The sequence below is a fragment of the Endozoicomonas sp. GU-1 genome, assembly GCF_027366395.1.
Taxonomy (GTDB): domain Bacteria; phylum Pseudomonadota; class Gammaproteobacteria; order Pseudomonadales; family Endozoicomonadaceae; genus Endozoicomonas.
The window spans coordinates 480604-499891 of sequence record NZ_CP114771.1; the positions used below are offsets into that span (position 1 = coordinate 480604).

Genomic DNA, 19288 nt, shown 5'->3' on the forward strand with positions numbered 1-19288 from the left:
TGATGTCATGACTAATCCGATCATTATTGTCGCATCGCTGTCGGTATTACTGCTGTCAATGGTCTGGTTTGCCCCTCTGGTCAGTGGTGAGTGGTTAAGCTGGCTTACCGCTGTCTGGCAGTGGGTACTGTCGTTAATTATTGTGCTGGCCTGCTGTCTGATCCTATGGCTAGTGTTGCGTCGCCAGAAAGCTCGTGGCACCACCGGGCATGTTTTCGAAACAACCTCTGATGACAGTTCTGCAAGCGGCGTTTCAGAACAGAAGGCGCAATATAAACAACAGCTAATGTATGACTGGAATCAGCTCTGGAAAATTCTGAACAGTCGCCATGGCAAAAAGCCCTACACCCTGGCCTGGCTGGTGATGATTGGTACTGAAGGTTCCGGTAAATCCAGCTGGTTAATTAGTGCCGGTTTTGAAAAGGTGACCACGGCTTCCCCAAACCGGGTGTCCAGTATCGTATTCTGGCTGAGTGAGCATGCGGTTATCGTTGAACTGGTAGGGCAGTACTATACCCGTGATAAAGAACAGCTGGACGAATTTCTCCTTGATCATCTGCTGGTGCTGGTCCGCAAGAAACGTCCGAGAAGGCCCCTTAATGGCATTCTCGCAGCGCTCTCTACAGAACAGTTGCTTCTGCGTGATCCCAATGGCCTGCTGGAGCAGGCCCGGCAGTTGCGGTGGCGGTTACTGTACATTAACCAGCGTTTTGCCAATACCCTCCCTGTCTGGATTTTGCTGACCCAGGCGGATCGGCTGAATGGTTTTATGGAGCTGATCCGTCGTATGAGCAGTCAACGGCAGATGTTCCCTTTTGGGTTTTACCTGAAGGAAGGTTACCACCCTGAACAGTTTCGTGAGGCTTTTGACCTGTGCCACACTGAACTGTCTGATAAATTGTTCGATTGTCTCCACCCGGAAAAAGACAGTAATGCCCGTCAGGCACAGGTCCGTTATGTTCTGCAGTTCAGCCTGCTGGGTGAACGCCTGCATTTTTTCTGTGATGAGATTTTTCTGCCCCGTTATGGTGTCTCAACACTACAGCTGAAAGGTGTCTGGTTCAGCTCCTGTGGTCAGCATGGCAGTACGATCAACCTGCTGGCTACAGAGATTGCCCGGTTGCACGGTTTCCGGGCCCAGCCTGTGCAGCCCCAGATCCCCGGCAACCAGAGCTATTTCAGTCAGCAGTTTTTCAATAGAATTTTGTTTAATGATATGGGGAATGTCAGGGAAGATCCCATGGCCAGGAAGTTCTGGCTGGCCCGTATCTACCTGATGTCAGGAGCTCTTGTTGCCATTCTGGCTGCCGGGCTGAGCTTCTGCTGGTCACAGATAGAATACAATGAACAGCTGCTGGCGCAGCAGAAAATGATCATCAGGGATTACCGGTACTCCATGGAACAGCTGATGGTGCCCTTGAATCAGCCGAAGGCTCCCGAGGATACCATCCCTGTCAGTGACGTACTGCAACTGCTGGATGGTCTTCAGTTATTGCACCGTATGTACCGGCAGTCTTCCCGGTGGATGTATTACGGTGGACTTATGGATTGGGAGACAGCGAACGATATCCAGCTTTTTTACCAGCAGCAGCTGCGACACTATCTGTTATCACCCCTCGCCCGGCATCTCCATGACCGCTTGCACAAAGCGTTGAGCCGGCACAGCAAAGGACTGTTTGATGACCTGCAATATTACCTGATGTTGCTTGATCCGAAAGTCCGCAATACCGAGCTGTTGCACCGTCATATCCGGAAATTGCTGCTGCACGATCCGGAGGGTGAGGCAGGCAGGCAGCTTGATAGTCTGCTGACGGATATCTGGCACCTTGAGGGTGACAGGATAACAGCAAGTATTCCCCCGGATCAGGCTTTGATAGAGCGGGCCCGTGAAGCATTGTCAACCAAGCCTCCGGAGCGCCTGGTATACGACCATCTTCGCCGGTTGCCACAATTCAGCGGTACACTGGATACCCGGGATCTGTTTGGTAATGAGTTCGGCACTCTGTTTACGGCGGAAGACGACAGTGGCAATACCAGGATTCCCAGGTTCTATACCAGGAATCTTTACAGCCGTCTGGATCTCTCGGCAAGCTCTCCGATGTTGAAACGGGAAATCATCAGCCTGAACCGGATTCAGAAAGGTGAATCAGAAATATCAGCCATTGAGCTGTCGCGGATCAGCCGACGGGTTCGGGAGTTTTATTTTCAGGATTATATCCGCACCTGGGATAATCTTATCCATCGTATCCGGTTGCAACCGGCCATCAGCCTTGACCAGATTGAGCAGCAAACCAACCTGCTGACCAGAGGGGGCGCGGCACTGCAGGCTCTGGTCAATATGATCACCAGTGAGACATCGCTGGCCGAAGAGTCACCAGCCGCCAGTGCTAAGGTTCCGGGTCTGCAGCCCGGAGCAGTGCCGCCTGCGGCTATTAAAGCCAACCGTATCCTGAATCAGGCTGCCCGATTGCTGCCAGCCGGGCAAGTGGGAAAAGTGTCCCCGGATAATCCCGCCATTGTCAACCAGGCCTTTGCCGAATACACCGGCTATGCAGCGGACCTGCAAAGTCGGCTCACCCCGGTTCTGGACCAGCTTTTGCAGGAGCTGCAGGACATTAACGGGCATTTTGATCCGGATTTTGCCCTCTATCAGCTGGCAGCAACGGTGATGGGCAATAAGCAGAATATTCTGCAGAGTCTCTGGCATCAGGCCGACAGTGATGACACCCGGGCCGGTCAATGGCTCAACCAGCTGGCGGGAGAGGTCTGGAGCCGGGCCATTGCTGGTGCTGCCCGTTATTGCCAAAGGCGTTGGCAACAGGAGATCTATCCTTTCTGGAGCCAGCATCTGTATGCTCGTTTTCCGTTGGTGACAGACGCTGGCAACGATATTCAGCTCACCGACTTTACTGTGTTCTTTAAGCCCGGGGGGCTGCTGGATGACTTTGCGGCTATCCTGAAACCATTTTTGCAGACGCAACCGGCGCGGCAACCGGGTGTCTGGCATTTAAAAACTGTCAAAGGCCAGCAGTTGCCGGTTAAAGGGATGCTGTTGCAGCAGATGAATCATGCCCAACGTTTGCAACAGCAGCTGTTTAACCCTGACGGTACGCTTCAGGTTAATTACCGTTTGCGAATGCTTGCCTTGAGTAACCATGCTTCGGAATTTTCCCTCAGGGACAGCAATGGTCGTTTTGTCTATCGCCACGGCCCCATGATCTGGCAAAAACGACAGTGGCCGGGTCCTGAGGAAGAACAGATTAATGTGACTCTGAGCAATGATTCAGTGGTGCTGGCGCAACAGCAGTACTCCGGGCCATGGGCCTGGCTGCGGTTTGTTTTTGACGGGCAGCAGTGGCAGAAAAATTATCATGTTGATTTGTTGTTCGGCAGCAAGGAGTACCAGACCCGTCTGGAGCTGGAGTTGGAGCGAGGGGGGAACCCGTTCGGGCCTTCATTATATGACAGGATTAAGCTGCCCGGAGGTATCATCAGGGCTGATATCTAATCATGGTTTCAATGAGTTTGACGGGTTGTCTTGCCTCCGCACTTCGTTCGTCCTGAGCCTGTCGAAGGACCCATAGGGCCTAAAGGCGGAAAATCCGGACTCTGATAGATCGTGCCAAGCATCCTTCTACTCCGCTCAGGCTGAACGGAGATTGTGCACGTCAAACTCATTGAAACCATGTATTATTGATTGGCTTAACTGCTTTATACATGGATAGAAACCGGATCCTCAGGGTCCCGAGGCTGTTGCAAAACCCTGAGGAAAAAATGATTACTGGTAACGCTCAAATACCAGGCAGGCGTTGGTTCCACCAAAGCCAAAGCTGTTGGACATAATCCGGTTCAGTTTTTGTTCGCGGGCTTCACCGGTCAGGATAGGCAGATTTTTAGCCGCTTCATCCAGGTTCTGGACATTAGCAGAAGCGGTGATGAAGTTGTGCTTCATCATCAGCAGGCAGTAGATGGCTTCCTGAACGCCAGCAGCACCCAGAGAGTGGCCGGACAGTGATTTGGTGGAGCTGATCACTGGCATCTGGTCGCCAAATACCTCAGTAAGCGCTTTCAACTCGGCCACATCACCGACCGGGGTGCTGGTGCCGTGAGTATTGATGTAATCAATAGGGGCGTTAATGGTTTCCATGGCCATGCGCATACAGCGTGCAGCGCCTTCACCAGATGGAGCTACCATGTCATAGCCATCGGACGTGGCACCATAGCCGGTGATTTCTGCGTAAATTCTGGCACCACGGGCTTTGGCGTGCTCCAGCTCTTCCACCACAATCATGCCGCCACCACCGGCGATAACGAAGCCATCCCGGTCAGCATCATAGGCACGGGAAGCCTGCTCAGGGGTGTCATTGTACTTGGTGCTCAGTGCCCCCATGGCATCGAACAGGCCGGTTTGCGTCCAGTGTTCCTCTTCACCACCACCGGCAAAGACGATGTCCTGCTTGCCCAGCTGGATCTGTTCAATGGCATTGCCAATGCAATGCGCGCTGGTGGCACAGGCAGAGGTGATTGAGTAGTTAACGCCCTTGATTTTAAACGGGGTGGCCAGGCAGGCCGAGACGGTACTGCCCATGGTGCGGGTAACCCGGTAGGGGCCGACGCGCTTGACCCCTTTTTCTCTCATGATGTCCGCAGAGTCGACAATATTTTCTGACGAGGCTCCGCCAGAAGCCGCAATCAGTCCGGTACGGGGGTTGGAAACCAGATCTTCAGTCAAACCCGCATCGTCAATGGCCTGCTTCATGGCAATATAGGCATAGGCAGCGGCGTTGCCCATAAATCGCAAGGTTTTGCGGTCAATAAATTGTTCAAAATCGATGTCTACTGTGCCGGACACCTGGCTGCGGAAACCATGCTCTTTATAACTTTCATTGAAGCGAATACCGGAGCGCCCAAGTTTAAGGCTCTCGGCTACCTCATCCTGGGTGATACCCAGGCAGGATGTGATGCCAATCCCTGTAACTACAACACGTTTCATTGATGTCAACCTGAATAGCCTGTTTAAGTCAGAAAAAACCAGAGTCAGATCCCGGCACTCCCTCCCGTCCAGCGGGCAAGAGGGAACAGGGGGATCAGAAAGCGTCAGTGTTCTGGAAAAGACCTACCCGCAGCCCTTCCGCGGTGTAAATTTCCCGGCCATCAACACTGACTGATCCATCAGCAATGCCCAGAACCAGTTTGCGTGCGATGATACGTTTAATATCAATACGGTATGTTACTTTTTTGCTGGTGGGCAGAATCTGGCCGGTAAATTTTACCTCACCACTGCCAAGGGCGCGTCCCCGGCCGGGGTTGCCCATCCAGCCCAGGTAGAAGCCAACCAGCTGCCACATGGCGTCAAGTCCGAGGCAGCCGGGCATAACAGGGTCTCCCGGGAAGTGGCAGGAGAAGAACCAGAGGTCCGGATTGATATCCAGTTCTGCGATGATCTCGCCTTTGCCATAAGCTCCGCCCTGTTCAGAAATGCGAACGATGCGGTCAAGCATCAACATATCAGGGGCCGGTAGCTGAGCATTACCAGCACCAAAAAGCTCGCCCTGTGAACAGCGTAACAAATCTTCTTTGCTGAAAGCTTCTTGCTGGCTAACGGCTTCTTGTCTGAGGCCAGATTTCGATGGTTGCTTCATTCGTTTATTGGTTCCTGGAAGGTCCAGCACCTGCATGGTATCAGGCCAGTGATGATCGGGACTTCCCTGCCGATACGGCATTCACATCAGGGGCCGATGACCCCGCTTAATCCTGACAGTCTTGCAAAATGCATTACTATCGTTCCGGTGATGAACTATACCATTGCTTTTTATCTGTCATAGTGCTGTTGGGCTCTTTGTAACAAAAAGACAACACTGAGCCACTGAAACAGTGGCCAATGATAAGTGTCATAGCATTTTATTACCAGAGAGCTGATCAGCGTCAGGCCTTTTGCATCACGGGCATAATTTGGCAAAGTACCGGCAGAGGCCAAAGAGTCTGTGAAGGCGTATGGCTTTCATTACTACACGGGAAGTAAAGGTAATACAGTCAGGAATGGTTTTCTAGCATTGTACAATCGTACAATATTGAGGAGGCTTACCTTGAATCGAAAAAAATTCAGTTTCTCGGACAGCCTCCTGGTAGCTATCTTCTGTGCAACGCTTTTTACTGGTGTGATTAAATAAAGCTTTTACCGCAGACCTCAAGAGATTTTGATGCAGTTTTTGCGGGTAAAACGGGATTAACTATATGACAGACAGGCCACATGGCACCGCAGAAAATGGCGGTACCGGGGAATATACAATCGCTGTTCTTGGCGGCGGCAGTTTTGGTACGGCTCTGGCTGATATCTCCGCCACCAATGGCCACAGGGTGAAGCTCTGGATGAGAGATCCAGAGCAGGTCAGGAGTATTAATGATGACCATGTGAATGCCAGGTATCTTCCCGAGTTCAGGATTCATCCCTCCGTTAGCGCAAGCACGGATCTGTCGGCGGTGGTCGCTGATGCTGATATCGTTTTTATTGCTATTCCCAGCAAATCTTTCCGGGAGGTGGTCAAAAAAACCAATGGACTGCTTGGTGGCAAGATAGTGATCAGTACCACGAAAGGTATCGAACCCGTTACCTTTGATCTGATGAGTCAGATTCTGATGGAGGAGCTGGAAAACCCTCGTATCGGTGTTTTGAGCGGACCCAACCTGGCCGGTGAAATCATTGCCAAGGCGCTGACAGCCACGGTGATTGCCAGTGACGATGAAGACCTTTGCCAGATCATACAGTCGGTCTTGCACTGTGATTACTTCAGGGTTTACTCCAACACGGATGTTTATGGTGTGGAATTGGCAGGTGCTTTAAAGAATATTTATGCCATAGTCTCTGGCATGGGAGCGGCACTGGGCATGGGTGAGAATACCCAAAGTATGCTGATTACCCGAAGCCTTGCGGAGATGAGTCGCTTTGCGGTAACGCTCGGCGCTAATCCCATGACATTTTTGGGATTGGCCGGGGTGGGTGATCTTGTGGCTACCTGTACGTCTGACCTGAGTCGAAATTTCCGGGTTGGTTATGCCCTGGGACAAGGCTGTTCGCTTGATCAAGCTGAGGCAAAACTGGGACAGGTGGCAGAAGGGGTGAATACCCTGAAGCAGGTAAAGCAAAAGGCCGATCAGCTGGGAGTTTATATGCCCCTGGTGGATGGTTTGTACAGCATTATTTTTGAGGGCAATGCCATTGGTGCGCTGGTTAAGGGAATGATGCTCCGGGAGCAGAAAACCGATGTGGAGTTTATGTCCACGCAGTAGCTGAATAATACCTTTTTTTAGAGAATATCGGGGTTAACAGACTATGGAGAGAAGCGTGATGGATGAGAAAGTGGTTAATAACCTTAAATCAGAGTCTCGTTGGTTGAGGCTGGTCTTTATGGTGGTTTTCGGCGTCGTGGCTTATCTTGCTGCCTTTCTGGTGATGCTGATGGCAATTGTTCAGGCGGTGCACGGGTTTATTATGAGCGAACCCAATGATCGTCTGTTAAAATTCAGTGCCGGAGTGAATCAGTACATTTACCAGATTGCCGGGTTCCTGACCTACAACTCTGATATAAAACCCTATCCATTCTCAGACTGGCCTGCCCCTGGTGGAGACAGAGCGTCAGGCGATGGTGAGAAAGAACTGAACGGATCGGATAATGATTAAATCATGAAACTTATCATTATGCGCCACGGTCAGGCATCATGGTCTGCCCCTTCGGATAAGGAAAGGGAGCTCACTGAGCAGGGTGTCCGTGAAGTCAGGGATACCGTTGCTTTATTGGCTGCTCAGCGGGTAGATTGTGTGTTTGCCAGCCCGTATCTTCGGGCTCAGCAAACGGCTCATATCGCGGCAGAGGCGTTTGGGCTCAGGGTTGCAACGCTGGACGAGCTGGAACCTGATGGTAACCCGGCAAAAGTACTCGACGCTCTCCCGGATTCCGGTGTAGTACTATTGGCCAGTCATATGCCCATAGTCGGTTATCTGACCGGTTTACTATGCGACGGAACCCCTAGGATTGGCCCTTCCTTTCAAACCGGGATGGCTCTGGTTCTGGAGGCGGATATTCTTGCTCCCGGAATGGGCAGAGTCATTGAGCGTATTATCCCTTAGCCTCAGAGACTATTGTTGCGCATAAGAACAGCCGTTTACTTTCAGAATTCCAGAGCATTTGCTCTGATTGTGGAAAATATTATTTTTCCCCTGTTTTCGGGCTTTAAGTCTGCCTCTTAACGCCATTTATGGTTAATAGTTTTAAATTTCTGTCTACTCTGGTGATTTTTTAATGAACTTATTAATTGTCATCTAATCTAACCCTGCTCTGACCCCATGTTGAAGACATTTTTTTATAGGGAAAGGGTATTAGGGATAGTTAGGGAGTAAGTACGGTGGCGACAAGTTCTATAAGCCTCAGAGGCATTATTATCTGCTCAATAGCAGCATTGTTCTGTTCGTATCAATTTATGCTTCAGGGGGCTCCATCGGTGATGGTGCCTCAGTTGATGTCGGCTTTCGATCTTGATGTGGCAGATATCGGCTGGTTAACCAGCAGTTTCCTCTGCTTTTATCTGCTGTTTCAGGTTCCGGGAGGCTACCTGGCAGATCATTGCAATGCCCGGCTATTGCTGGTGGTTTGCTGTGTATTTATGGCGATTGGCTGTTACTGGTTCAGTGTTTCTGAAACCCTGTTGTCAGCCAGCGCATCCCGGGCGTTTATGGGCGTGATGACCTCCCCGGTGATTGTGGTGTGCATGAATCTGGCCAGTCGCTGGTTTCCGGAGCGTTATTTTCCAACCCTTGCGGGGGCTATTGAAGCGTTTGGTCTGGCCGGTGGCGGACTTGGCCCACTGATACTGCCAAATCTTATGGAAGCCTATGGGTGGCAGGGTGCCATGCAGGCCGCCGCCATTTTTGGTGCTGTACTTGCTGCCCTGATTGCCGTGTTTGTGCAAAGTACGCCGCCGGTCTCCGTCAGTGATGCCAGGTTGCATGATGTGACGTGTGGGGGGGGGGGGGGGCTGAGTCTGACCCCAGCGAAAAGACGCCATTTGATCGAGCCTCTTTAATCCTGTGCTGTTTGTATGGTTTTGGCCTGTTTGCCGTCATCACCAGTTTTGCTGGTTTGTGGGGGATTCCTTTCTTCTATGAACGTTTTCCCGGTGAGCAGGAAGCGGTGGCTGATATGGTTGCGTTGATTTTTGTCGGTGCCGCTATTGGAGCTCCTCTGCTGGGCTGGCTGGCCTGCCTGGTTGGGTCAATGCGTAAAGTGATGGTGGTTTGCGCTATCGCTTCTCCTGTGTTGTTCAGTTTGCTGATCTTCTGCCCATGTTCCATGCTGGTCATGGCCATGATCTGTTTTATGGCAGGGATCAGCAGTGTTGGCTATATGCTGGCATTCTCTGTGGTGAAAAGCATCAGTCCACCGGAACGGATTGGCGTCCTGCTGGCGATTACCAATGGTTCCATGCTGCTGGCAGGTCCGGTTATGCAGCTGATCATCGGGTTTATCCTGGAGGGGCTCGGGCATGATGGCCTGGGTGCCTTGTCCATTGAGGACTACCAGCTGGCTTTTGTGCCTTTATTGCTTTGTCAGCTGATGGCTTTGATTGTCGCGATTTGCCTGAAAAAACAGTGATACTGCTACCCATTGCCGGTGGTTGGCGTTATTCTAGTTTGTTTTTTTCAACACTTTCGGTTGTTAAACCTTTGCAGGTGCGGATAGCTGGCAAAGGACTTCACCTCCTGGATGGATAATGCCGTTACTTAGATTCGAAAAGGTCAGCCTGGCTTATGGTGACCAACCCCTGCTGGATCATACCGAGTTTCAGATTCGAAAAGGTGAGAGAGTCTGCTTATTGGGCCGCAATGGCGCAGGCAAATCTACCTTGATGAAGCTGGTGTCCGGCACAATCCTGCCTGATGATGGCACCCTCTGGCGTAAGCCTGGTCTGAAGGTGGGGGTTTTGAATCAGGACCTTCCTGACCAGGATGAAAAGAAAGTTTATGATGTGGTTGCCTCAGGCCTTGAGGCGGTTGGTGAACTGATCAGTCGTTACCATGCCTTATCCATGAATATCAGCACTGACGCTGATATGAAAGCACTGGAGAAAGTCCAGCAGCAGCTGGAGTCCGTGGATGGCTGGAGCCTCAGCCAGAAGGTGGATACGGTTATTCAGAAGCTGGGTCTGCCGGCGGAAAAACAGATGAAAGAACTGTCCGGTGGCTGGCGTCGGCGGGTGGAGCTGGCCAGGGCGCTGGTGGGCGACCCTGATCTGCTGTTGCTGGATGAGCCTACCAACCATCTTGATATTATTGCCATTGACTGGCTTGAGAAACAGCTGAAAGATTTCTCCGGAGCCTTGCTGTTTATTACCCACGACCGATCATTTCTTCAGTCGCTGGCGACCCGCATTATTGAGCTGGATCGCGGGCAGCTGACCAGCTGGGAGTGTGACTATAAAACCTTTCTGGAGCGCAAGGCTCATGCCCTTGAAGTAGAGGCTGAGCAAAATGCCCTGTTCGATAAAAAACTGGCGCAGGAAGAGGTGTGGATTCGTCAGGGGATTAAAGCTCGCCGTACCCGTAACGAAGGGCGGGTTCGGGACCTGAAAAAACTCCGTGAGGAGCGTCGTCAGCGTCGCGAGGTGCAAGGCAATGCCAGTTTTGGACTGGAGCAGGGCGAAGCGTCAGGCAAGCTGGTGCTGGAGGCCAAGCATATTGCCCAGTCGTTTGATCAGCATACCGTCATCAGCGATTTCAATCTCCGGCTGATGCGTGGTGACAAGATTGGCTTGATTGGTGCCAACGGGGCAGGGAAGTCAACGCTGCTCAGTATCCTGCTGGGCAATCTCAAGCCGGAAGCGGGGTCTGTCAAAATGGGAACCAGGCTTGAGGTGGCTTATTTTGACCAGCTGCGCAATCAGCTGGACCTTGAAAAAACCGTGATTGATAACGTGGCTGAAGGGCGTGAGAGTATCACCATCAATGGCTCAAGCCGACATGTGATTGGCTATCTGGGAGACTTCCTGTTTCCACCCGGCCGTTGTCGTGTGCCGGTCAAGGCGCTTTCCGGTGGGGAGAGAAACCGATTATTGCTCGCGCGTTTGTTCAGTAAACCCGCCAATTTGCTGGTAATGGACGAGCCTACCAACGACCTGGATGTTGAGACTCTGGAGCTTCTGGAATCCTTGCTGGTGGATTTCACTGGCACCATTTTGCTGGTCAGTCACGACCGGACATTCCTCGATAATGTGGTATCGAGTACTTTGGTGTTTGAACCAGGTGGTCATATCAGTGAGTATGTGGGTGGATTTGATGACTGGTTGCACCAGGGCGGTTCGATCTCCAGCCTGGTAGCGGAACCGCAGGTGGTGAAAAAGAGGAAAAGGCGAAAGCGCCACCCAGTCAGCCTGAAGCCGCCAGCAAGCCGGTGAAAAAGAAACTCAGCTACAAACTGCAGCGCGAGCTTGATGCTTTGCCGGAGGAGATTGAGGCACTTGAAGAAGAGCTGGGTCAGCTGGAAGCTCAAACTGCTGAGTCGAGTTTTTATCAGGGAGATCAGTCCGAAGTCCAGACTGTGCTTAACAGGCTGGCTGAGCTTAATGAGCTGATAGAACAGAAAATGGAGCGGTGGGAAGAGTTGGATAATATGTAGGTATTAGGAAGAGCCACAGATGTCAAATGTGGCTCTTTTTTATAGCAGGTTTAACTGTTTTTACCGACTCTCACTGCCAGTACATCGCAACCGGCACCATGCAGGATGCTGGTTGATGTAGAACCTAAAATCAGTGCCAGTCCATGACGGCCGTGGCTGCCAACCACAATCAGGTCAACGTCTGACTCTTCGGCAATCCGGTGCACCTCACGCTCGGGTCGGCCATAGACCACATGCTGTTCACCTTTCTTCAGCTGGATGGAATCGGCCAGGCGGGCGATGCGTTCTCTTGCCTGTTCGGTGATTTCATCCTGCAAGGTGGTGAGGTCGAGAGGGATATCGCTGCCATAGGCAACGCTGAGTGGCTCGACAACATGAACCATGGTCAGTCTCGCCTGGTGTTTTTCGGCAATGGATTTGGCTTTCTCGAGCACCTCATCGGCTTCGTCGGACAAATCGATCGCAACCAGAATATGCTTGTAGAGGCTCATAAGCTGTCTTCCTTCTTGAATAGATGCAAAAAGTGATCCGCCCTGTAATACCAATTCCACCTTCTAAATATGAACTGCGCAGCCATTTTGAACAGCTGGATCTTCGTTGGAATTCCTCGCAATAGCCCTGCTATTACTCGTCATTCCGCCTTGCCCAGCTGTCCAAAATGACTTGCTCGATCTCATATTTAGAAGGCGGAATTGGTATAACATCTGGATGGCCAGACCGCTGTCGCGATTCCTCAGGATCATCAATAAGATGGATCGAGGAGTTCATGGAGGGCATGAATGCTTCTAAAGTCATGGCATTTCCATTGTAAGGCCTATCCTGGTTTTATTCATCGTTTTATTAGCTGTCTGTCCGGTAATTTTCCATCAGCCATGACCCGGATTCGGCAGTGGCTATTTTCTGGATGAGTCATCTTGTGTAACTGTGTGACCAAGGTGGCATCTTCATGGTGTTTCAGGCTTGACTTTAAATACTAATTCACAGAAGGTAGGCACTAAATTCAAACAGTCGTATGAATTTGCTGGGATGCACTTGGTAAAGACCAGGGTAAAGTCAGGAAGTAAAGCAATAATAATCAGATAGCTGCCATAGTTCATGTAACACTCGCATCAGCCCTGTAATGGAAGGTTGGTCGCCACAGTATGGTTAGTCTGTCTATCTTCAATCCGAAAGGAGAAGTTCATGATCTACCAGGGGAAGGCATTCAGGGTTTTGCCTGTGGAAGATGGTATCGCCGAACTGCAGTTCAATCTCGAAGGCGAAAGTGTCAATAAGTTCAGTCACTCTGCTATTGAGGATCTGGATGCTGCGCTGGCGGCCATCCGTGCTGACGAAACGGTTAAAGGCCTTATTCTCACCAGTGGTAAGGATGTATTTATCGTTGGTGCTGATATCAATGAATTCACCCAGACCTTCAAGCAGGATGATGAGACGTTATTGGCCGGAGTGATGGCGGTCAATAAGGTCTTCTCAAGTTTTGAAGATCTTGATATACCAACAGTCGCTGCCGTGAATGGCATTGCCCTGGGAGGCGGTTTTGAGATCTGCCTGTGTGCCGATTACCGGGTGCTTTCCACAGCGGCCAAGGTTGGCTTGCCGGAAGTCAAGCTGGGTATCTATCCGGGCTGGGGTGGTACCGTCAGGTTGCCAAGGTTGATTGGTGCGGATAATGCCGTTGAGTGGATTGCCAGTGGCAAAGAGTATCGCCCCGATGCCGCGCTGAAAGCAGGAGCCGTTGATGCCGTGGTTGCGCCTGAGAAGCTGAAAGATTCCGCAGTAGCCCTGGTGCGTCGCTGCCTGGATGGTGAACTGGATTATCAGGCCAGAAAGCAGGAGAAAAAAGGCAAGCTGAAACTGCCGCCGATTGAATCGATGATGGTGTTTGAAACCTCATCTGCCGTGGTAAAACAGCAGGCCGGGCCACACATGCTGGCACCGATAGCGGCTGTCAAAACCATCCAGAAACATGCCTTTATGGATCGTGACAAGGCCCTTGAAGTAGAAGCCAAAGGGTTTCTTAAACTGGCCAAGTCTTCCGTGTGTAATGCCCTGGTTGGCCTGTTCCTGAACGACCAGTTCCTTAAGAAAAAAGCCAAAGAGTCCGCCAGTATTGCCGCTGAAACCAACAAGGCGGCGGTGTTGGGTGCGGGCATTATGGGTGGTGGTATTGCCTATCAGTCTGCCCTGAAAGGTACGCCCATCCTGATGAAAGATATCAATCAGGAAGGTCTGGACCTTGGTCTTTCCGAAGCTACCAAACTGCTCTCCAAGCGGGTTTCCCGGGGGCGGATGGATGCCGGCAAAATGGGCAGTGTACTGAATAAGATTGTACCTACGCTGTCCTATGGCGACTTCGAGGGCGTCGATGTGGTTGTTGAAGCCGTTGTGGAAAATCCCAAGGTCAAGAAAGCCGTTCTGGCCGACGTAGAAAACCAGGTGTTAGAGAACGCTGTTCTGACGTCCAACACCTCCACTATTTCCATCAATGAACTGGCCAGGGACCTGAAGCGTCCGGAACAGTTCTGTGGCATGCACTTCTTTAACCCGGTTCATGCGATGCCATTGGTTGAGGTTATCCGTGGCGAGAAGACCAGCGATGCCACCGTAGCCACCGTGGTTGAGTACGCCCGCAAGATGGGTAAAACGCCGGTGGTGGTTAATGACTGCCCCGGGTTTATGGTGAACCGTGTCCTGTTCCCCTACTTTGGTGGCTTCGCTGGCTTGCTCCGTGATGGTGCTGACTTCCAGCAGGTGGATAAGGTCATGGAGCGCTTTGGCTGGCCAATGGGCCCTGCCTACCTTATGGATGTGGTGGGTATTGATACCGGTAACCATGGTCAAAGTGTCATGACTGACGGGTATCCGGATCGCATGAAGCGCGACTTCAAAACCGCTGTTGATGTGTTGTACGAAAACCAGCGCTATGGCCAGAAAAACGGTGCCGGTTTCTATAAGTACGAGCAGGATAAAAAAGGCAAGCCGAAGAAGGTGGTCGATGAGGCGGTTTATGGCCTGTTCAGTGAGGTGTGTGCTGAGCAAAAACCTTTTGACGATGAGGAAATCATCGCCCGCATGATGATCCCACTGTGCATGGAAACCGTTCGTACCCTGGAAGATGGCATTGTTGATTCCGTCGCTGAAGCGGATATGGCACTGATTATGGGTATTGGCTTCCCTCTCTTCCGTGGTGGTGCCCTGAAGTATATTGACACCATAGGTGTGGCGGAGTTTGTTGAGCTTGCCGACAAGTACGCTCATATCAGCCCACTGTATGCGCCCACTGACAAACTTCGGGAAATGGCTCGTGAAGGCAAGACCTTCTACGGTTGATGGCTCTAGGAGTCTTACGTTATTGAACCATTTTCAGGGACTATAAAAGAGAGAATATCATGAGCCTGAATCCAAGAGATGCTGTAATTGTTGACTACGGGCGTACCCCCATGGGTCGTTCCAAGGGCGGCATGTATCGTAATGTCCGTGCTGACAACCTGTCTGCCGAGTTGATTACCGGCGTACTTAACCGCAATCCTGAACTGAACCCGGCTGAGGTGGAAGATGTTATCTGGGGTTGCGTCAACCAGACCCTGGAGCAGGGTTGGAACATCGCCCGAATGGCATCGCTGATGACCCCCATTCCCAATACTTCCGCAGGCCAGACGGTCAGCCGTTTGTGCGGATCCTCCATGAGTGCCCTGCAGACAGCCGTTCAGGCAATTCAGACCAATAACGGTGATGTCTTTGTGGTCGGTGGTGTCGAGCACATGGGGCATGTGGGCATGATGCACGGGGTTGACCCGAACCCAAGGTTGTCCAAATACGGTGCCAAGGCTGCCGGTATGATGGGCCTGACCGCAGAAATGCTGGGCAGCATGCACGGCATCAGCCGCCAGGCACAGGATGAATTTGGTGCCCGGTCACACCAGCGGGCCTGGGCTGCCACTGAAGCGGGTAACTTCAAAGATGAAATTATCCCGATGCAGGGGCATGATGCAGACGGCAACCTTCGTCTTTTCACTCAGGACGAAACCATTCGCCCGGAAACAACGGTAGAAGCCCTGTCACAGCTTAAGCCTGCATTTAACCCCAAGGGGACAGTGACCGCAGGAACGTCTTCACAGATTACTGATGGCGCTTCCTGTATGATCGTGATGTCTGCCCAGCGGGCCAGGGATCTCGGTCTGCAGCCCATGGCGGTGGTCAGGGCCATGGCGGTTGCCGGAGTTGACCCTTCCATTATGGGTTATGGACCGGTTCCCAGCAGTAAGAAAGCCCTCAAGCGTATCGGCCTGACCATTGATGATATTGATCATATCGAGCTGAATGAGGCGTTTGCTGCCCAGGCACTGCCCGTGCTGAAAGACCTTAAAGTGCTGGATAAGATGGAGGAAAAGGTTAACCTCAATGGTGGTGCCATTGCCCTTGGTCATCCCTTTGGCTGCTCCGGTGCCCGAATTTCCGGAACGCTGCTGAATGTGATGAAACAAAATGGCGGCACCCTCGGGCTGGCAACCATGTGTGTTGGTCTTGGTCAGGGTATCACTACCATTTTTGAAAGGGTTTGAACGACGTTTTGAGGCGTCTGTTTTAATGACTTTTATCACCATGCATAAGCCCGGCTTTGTCCGGGCTTTTTTGGTCAACGGTCTGAACTTCCACGCTCCCCCTTGCGAAGGCATACCGAACCTTTTTGCAAAGGTAGAACCTCATTTTTCCTGTTTTATATGATTCTTGCACAATACCCGTTGCGGATAATTCAAACGGTTCTTTTGGATGCCTGAATCTTGTCTATCCTCGCCTCATTTTGCGAGATAATCGCTATGATATCCCAACCTGCTGTTCAGTCCACAGGCATGGCTTCTGGCCCCGTACCCGATCAGCCAACGGAAAATGGCGGGCTATTTGCCGGGTTCTTAACGGTTGCCCCTTGGCGCGTTCCGATCCTGTTTTTGCGGTCGCTTGATCCCGGTTATATTCCTCCCGGGACGCAGCCATCGGCACAACCGGATAAAGGTCCGGCCTTCACTTTTGGCAGCCCCGGTGGGAAGGACAGTAGCTTTTTCCAGGGGGTTGAGCTGGCGGCCCGGCTGGTGTCGCCTTATACCGTGCTGCCAGCGGAGATCCGCACGATGCTGGAGGGCATTGTCACCTTTTCCGCAGCCACTCGTTTCAGGGATCTTTTGGGCGCTTTTGGGGCGACTAAAGATCCTCCTCCAACGGCAAGCCGGGCAGACATTTCGGAGGACGGCTCCCCAACAAACGACAAAGGCAGGAAAAACAAGAAACCGCAGCAAACACCACAACGAGCCAGCCCTCCAGCCACCACCGCCATCGGCACTGGCCAGCTACAGAAAACCGCCGTGGCACTGGGTGCCCTGTCCAGCCTGACCGCTGCGGCGGCTGCCTTCCCATCCGGCAATAAACAGAAGTACCGATTTTGGTGCCGAATGCCACAACCCTGGGCAAGATTGGGCGTGATCCGGCCTACCCACTGAATGGCACTTACCGGCAGACTGCGAATATTGATGGTAGCGGCTTGTCCCACTCCATCGGCAATAAAACCCATGCATTTACCGGAGAGTACAATGGCCTGTATCGTGCCATTACCGGCCTGGATTGCTGCCTGGTGGACAATCTTGAGGGTGAGATCGGCAACCTGCACTTTACTGGTGCCAATATCATCAGCACCAGTCGACCAGCGGGCGTGGTGGCCTGTGAAATGGGCGGCAACGGCACCATTCGTCACATCTCTGTGCACAAAAGCAAGGTGATAACCACCGGCAATGATGCCGATGCAGGTATCGGGGTGGGAGTCCTGTTGGGTGGGACTTTGGATAACATCTTTGCGCTACATAGCAAGGTGACCACCACCGGTGAGGGGGCTGATGCCGGTATTGGTAGCGGCAGTATTGGCAATGGTTCAGCGATTTCCCGTATTGGGGCCTTTAACAGTCAAGTGACAACCACCGGTAATAATTCCAATGCCGCCATTGGCGCAGGCTATGTGAACGGCACCGTTGTCGGCACTTCAGCATACCAGAACAAGGTAACCACCTCGGGTGCTGGTGCTAATGCCGGTATTGGGGCCGGGGCCATGGGCGATGGCACAAGGTTAGCCGATACTTTTGCGAAGGACTGTAAGGTATTCACCTCGGGTGCTGGTGCTAATGCCGGTATCGGAGCTGGGAGGATTGGCCGTAGTGCCAGGGTGGCAAATACCTCAGCACAATGCTTTTCGTCGGTGATCACCACCGGCGATGAGGCCAATGCTGGTATCGGGGCCGGGTTTATGGATCCCTGGGCAAGGATCGTTGGCACCCGGTCTCGCAACAGCAAGGTAGTAACCTCGGGAGTCCGTGCCCATGCCGGCATCGGTGCCGGTATGATCAGGGGGAATGCCAGCGTTATCGATACCTTGGCGGTTAACAGTAGGGCAACTGCCTCCGGTAATAATGCCTCGGCGGATATTGGCGCAGGCCGGATTGAGCCAGGGGGCGTAGTTACCAATACGACGCAGGTGAACACAGGGGTGCTGACATGCGAACCGGCCAAGCCAGCATACACGCCAGCATCGGTGGTGACGGCATCGAACACCGCCATGAGCGTTTCCGACTTTCCGGGGGCCACCATGACACTGCCCACCAGTGCGGCACCGCTGGCAAATACCCTGAGTAACGGCGCAATAGCCGGTATTACCCTGGGGGCTGCGGTGGCCTTTGCTTTGGCAGGTGTGGTGGGGGGCTTCATCTATCGTCATTGTTACTGCAGGCCCTACCCCGCCGATGACGGTGCCCCGCAGAATGAGAACCGCCAGAGCGCCTGATTATTAATGCAGCCAGAATGATATTGAAACACTTTAGCAAGGTATCCGCCGACTGACTCATTACGCAGTTCGGGACCTGTCTCCCCGGCTTTTCTCTGTTTTATAAGATTCTTGCGCATTACCCGTTGCGGATAATTCAAACGGTTCTTTTTGATGCCTCAGCCTTGTCTATTCTTGCCTCATTTTGCGAGGTAATAACTTTGATATCCCAACCTGCTGTTCAGTCCACAGGCGCACCCATGGCTTCTGGCTCCGTGCCCGATCAGCCAACGGAAAGTGACGGGCTATTTGCCGGGTTCTTAAAGGTCGCCCCTTGGCGCGTTCCGATCCTGTTTTTGCGGTCGCTTCATCCCGGTTATATTCCTCCCGGGACGCAGCCGTCGGTGCAACCGGATGAAGGGCCGGCCTTCACTTTTGGCAGCCCCGATGGGCAGGACGGTAGCTTTTTCGAGGGTGTTGCGCTGGCTGCCCGACTGGTGTCGCCTTATACGGTGTTGCCAGCGGAGATCGGCACGATGCTGGAGGGTTTTATTACGCTTTCCTCAGCGGCCCGGCTCAGGGATCTTTTCGGCACGACTAAAGGTTCGCCACCAGGGCAGAGCCAGCCAGAACAGCCCGGTGGATGGCTCGCCAACAAACGACAAAGGCAGGAAAAAAAAGAAACCGCAGCAAACACCACAACGGACCAGCCCACCGGCCAACGCCTCCGTCGGCCCTGGCCAGCTATCGAAAGCCGCCGTGGCGCTGGGTGCCCTGTCTGGCCTGAGCGCTGCGGCGGCTGCATCCCCATCCGGCAGTAAAA

At 52.5% G+C, this 19288-nt stretch carries 16 protein-coding genes; 13 read left to right on the forward strand and 3 right to left on the reverse strand.

Annotated elements, in window-relative coordinates; translation table 11 throughout:
• Nucleotides 1-7 precede the first annotated feature (7 nt).
• Entirely contained in the window at nucleotides 8-3508 is a 3501-nt protein-coding gene (tssM, locus tag O3276_RS02210; protein ID WP_269674167.1) for a type VI secretion system membrane subunit TssM, read from the forward strand.
• A gap of 270 nt (nucleotides 3509-3778) precedes the next feature.
• Here the strand turns inward: tssM and fabB are convergent, their stop codons facing one another.
• Both fabB and fabA read right to left on the reverse strand, forming a co-directional pair.
• The gene (gene fabB / locus O3276_RS02215) at nucleotides 3779-4993 is read right to left on the reverse strand and encodes a beta-ketoacyl-ACP synthase I (protein WP_101747654.1); all 1215 of its coding nucleotides are present in this window, start codon (nucleotides 4991-4993) and stop codon (nucleotides 3779-3781) included.
• A gap of 94 nt (nucleotides 4994-5087) precedes the next feature.
• Nucleotides 5088-5642 (reverse strand): 3-hydroxyacyl-[acyl-carrier-protein] dehydratase FabA, encoded by a 555-nt coding sequence (fabA, locus tag O3276_RS02220; RefSeq protein WP_209201228.1) that lies wholly within the window; start codon nucleotides 5640-5642, stop codon nucleotides 5088-5090.
• Nucleotides 5643-6234: 592 nt separating this feature from the next.
• Between fabA and O3276_RS02225 the strand changes: the two genes are divergently transcribed.
• From O3276_RS02225 to O3276_RS25400, 7 genes are all read left to right on the forward strand, one after another.
• Nucleotides 6235-7287 (forward strand): NAD(P)H-dependent glycerol-3-phosphate dehydrogenase, encoded by a 1053-nt coding sequence (locus O3276_RS02225; protein ID WP_269674168.1) that lies wholly within the window; start codon nucleotides 6235-6237, stop codon nucleotides 7285-7287.
• Nucleotides 7288-7330: 43 nt separating this feature from the next.
• The gene (locus O3276_RS02230) at nucleotides 7331-7678 is read left to right on the forward strand and encodes a DUF4389 domain-containing protein (protein ID WP_269674169.1); all 348 of its coding nucleotides are present in this window, start codon (nucleotides 7331-7333) and stop codon (nucleotides 7676-7678) included.
• A gap of 3 nt (nucleotides 7679-7681) precedes the next feature.
• Nucleotides 7682-8125 carry a phosphohistidine phosphatase SixA gene (gene sixA / locus O3276_RS02235; RefSeq protein ID WP_269674170.1) on the forward strand — a complete coding sequence of 148 codons (444 nt, stop codon included), beginning with the start codon at nucleotides 7682-7684 and terminating at the stop codon, nucleotides 8123-8125.
• 275 nt (nucleotides 8126-8400) lie between these two features.
• Nucleotides 8401-9078 (forward strand): MFS transporter, encoded by a 678-nt coding sequence (locus O3276_RS02240; RefSeq protein WP_269674171.1) that lies wholly within the window; start codon nucleotides 8401-8403, stop codon nucleotides 9076-9078.
• Nucleotides 9079-9089: 11 nt separating this feature from the next.
• Nucleotides 9090-9647, forward strand: coding sequence for an MFS transporter (locus O3276_RS02245; RefSeq protein ID WP_269674172.1), 558 nt, complete (start codon nucleotides 9090-9092; stop codon nucleotides 9645-9647).
• A 118-nt stretch (nucleotides 9648-9765) separates the two neighbouring features.
• A complete protein-coding gene (locus O3276_RS02250; RefSeq protein WP_332328175.1) occupies nucleotides 9766-11445 on the forward strand; it encodes an ATP-binding cassette domain-containing protein in 1680 nt (559 codons plus the stop codon).
• Nucleotides 11442-11666, forward strand: a complete 225-nt coding sequence (locus O3276_RS25400; protein ID WP_332328176.1) for a hypothetical protein — start codon at nucleotides 11442-11444, stop codon at nucleotides 11664-11666. Before O3276_RS02250 ends, O3276_RS25400 begins: the two co-directional genes overlap by 4 nt.
• Before the next feature lie 50 nt (nucleotides 11667-11716).
• On the opposite strand, the gene O3276_RS02255 is transcribed toward O3276_RS25400, so the two are convergent.
• On the reverse strand, nucleotides 11717-12157 hold the full coding sequence (locus tag O3276_RS02255) for a universal stress protein (RefSeq protein WP_269674173.1): 441 nt from the start codon (nucleotides 12155-12157) through the stop codon (nucleotides 11717-11719).
• A gap of 691 nt (nucleotides 12158-12848) precedes the next feature.
• Between O3276_RS02255 and fadB the strand changes: the two genes are divergently transcribed.
• From fadB to O3276_RS02280, 5 genes are all read left to right on the forward strand, one after another.
• Nucleotides 12849-14996, forward strand: coding sequence for a fatty acid oxidation complex subunit alpha FadB (gene fadB, locus O3276_RS02260; RefSeq protein WP_269674174.1), 2148 nt, complete (start codon nucleotides 12849-12851; stop codon nucleotides 14994-14996).
• A gap of 59 nt (nucleotides 14997-15055) precedes the next feature.
• A complete protein-coding gene (fadA, locus tag O3276_RS02265; protein WP_269674175.1) occupies nucleotides 15056-16228 on the forward strand; it encodes an acetyl-CoA C-acyltransferase FadA in 1173 nt (390 codons plus the stop codon).
• A 255-nt stretch (nucleotides 16229-16483) separates the two neighbouring features.
• Nucleotides 16484-17158, forward strand: coding sequence for a hypothetical protein (locus O3276_RS02270; RefSeq protein ID WP_269674176.1), 675 nt, complete (start codon nucleotides 16484-16486; stop codon nucleotides 17156-17158).
• Nucleotides 17101-18486 carry a hypothetical protein gene (locus tag O3276_RS02275; protein ID WP_269674177.1) on the forward strand — a complete coding sequence of 462 codons (1386 nt, stop codon included), beginning with the start codon at nucleotides 17101-17103 and terminating at the stop codon, nucleotides 18484-18486. The genes O3276_RS02270 and O3276_RS02275 overlap by 58 nt, the downstream gene beginning before the upstream one ends.
• 239 nt (nucleotides 18487-18725) lie before the next feature.
• Entirely contained in the window at nucleotides 18726-19286 is a 561-nt protein-coding gene (locus tag O3276_RS02280; RefSeq protein ID WP_269674178.1) for a hypothetical protein, read from the forward strand.
• The last annotated feature ends 2 nt before the right edge of the window (nucleotides 19287-19288 follow it).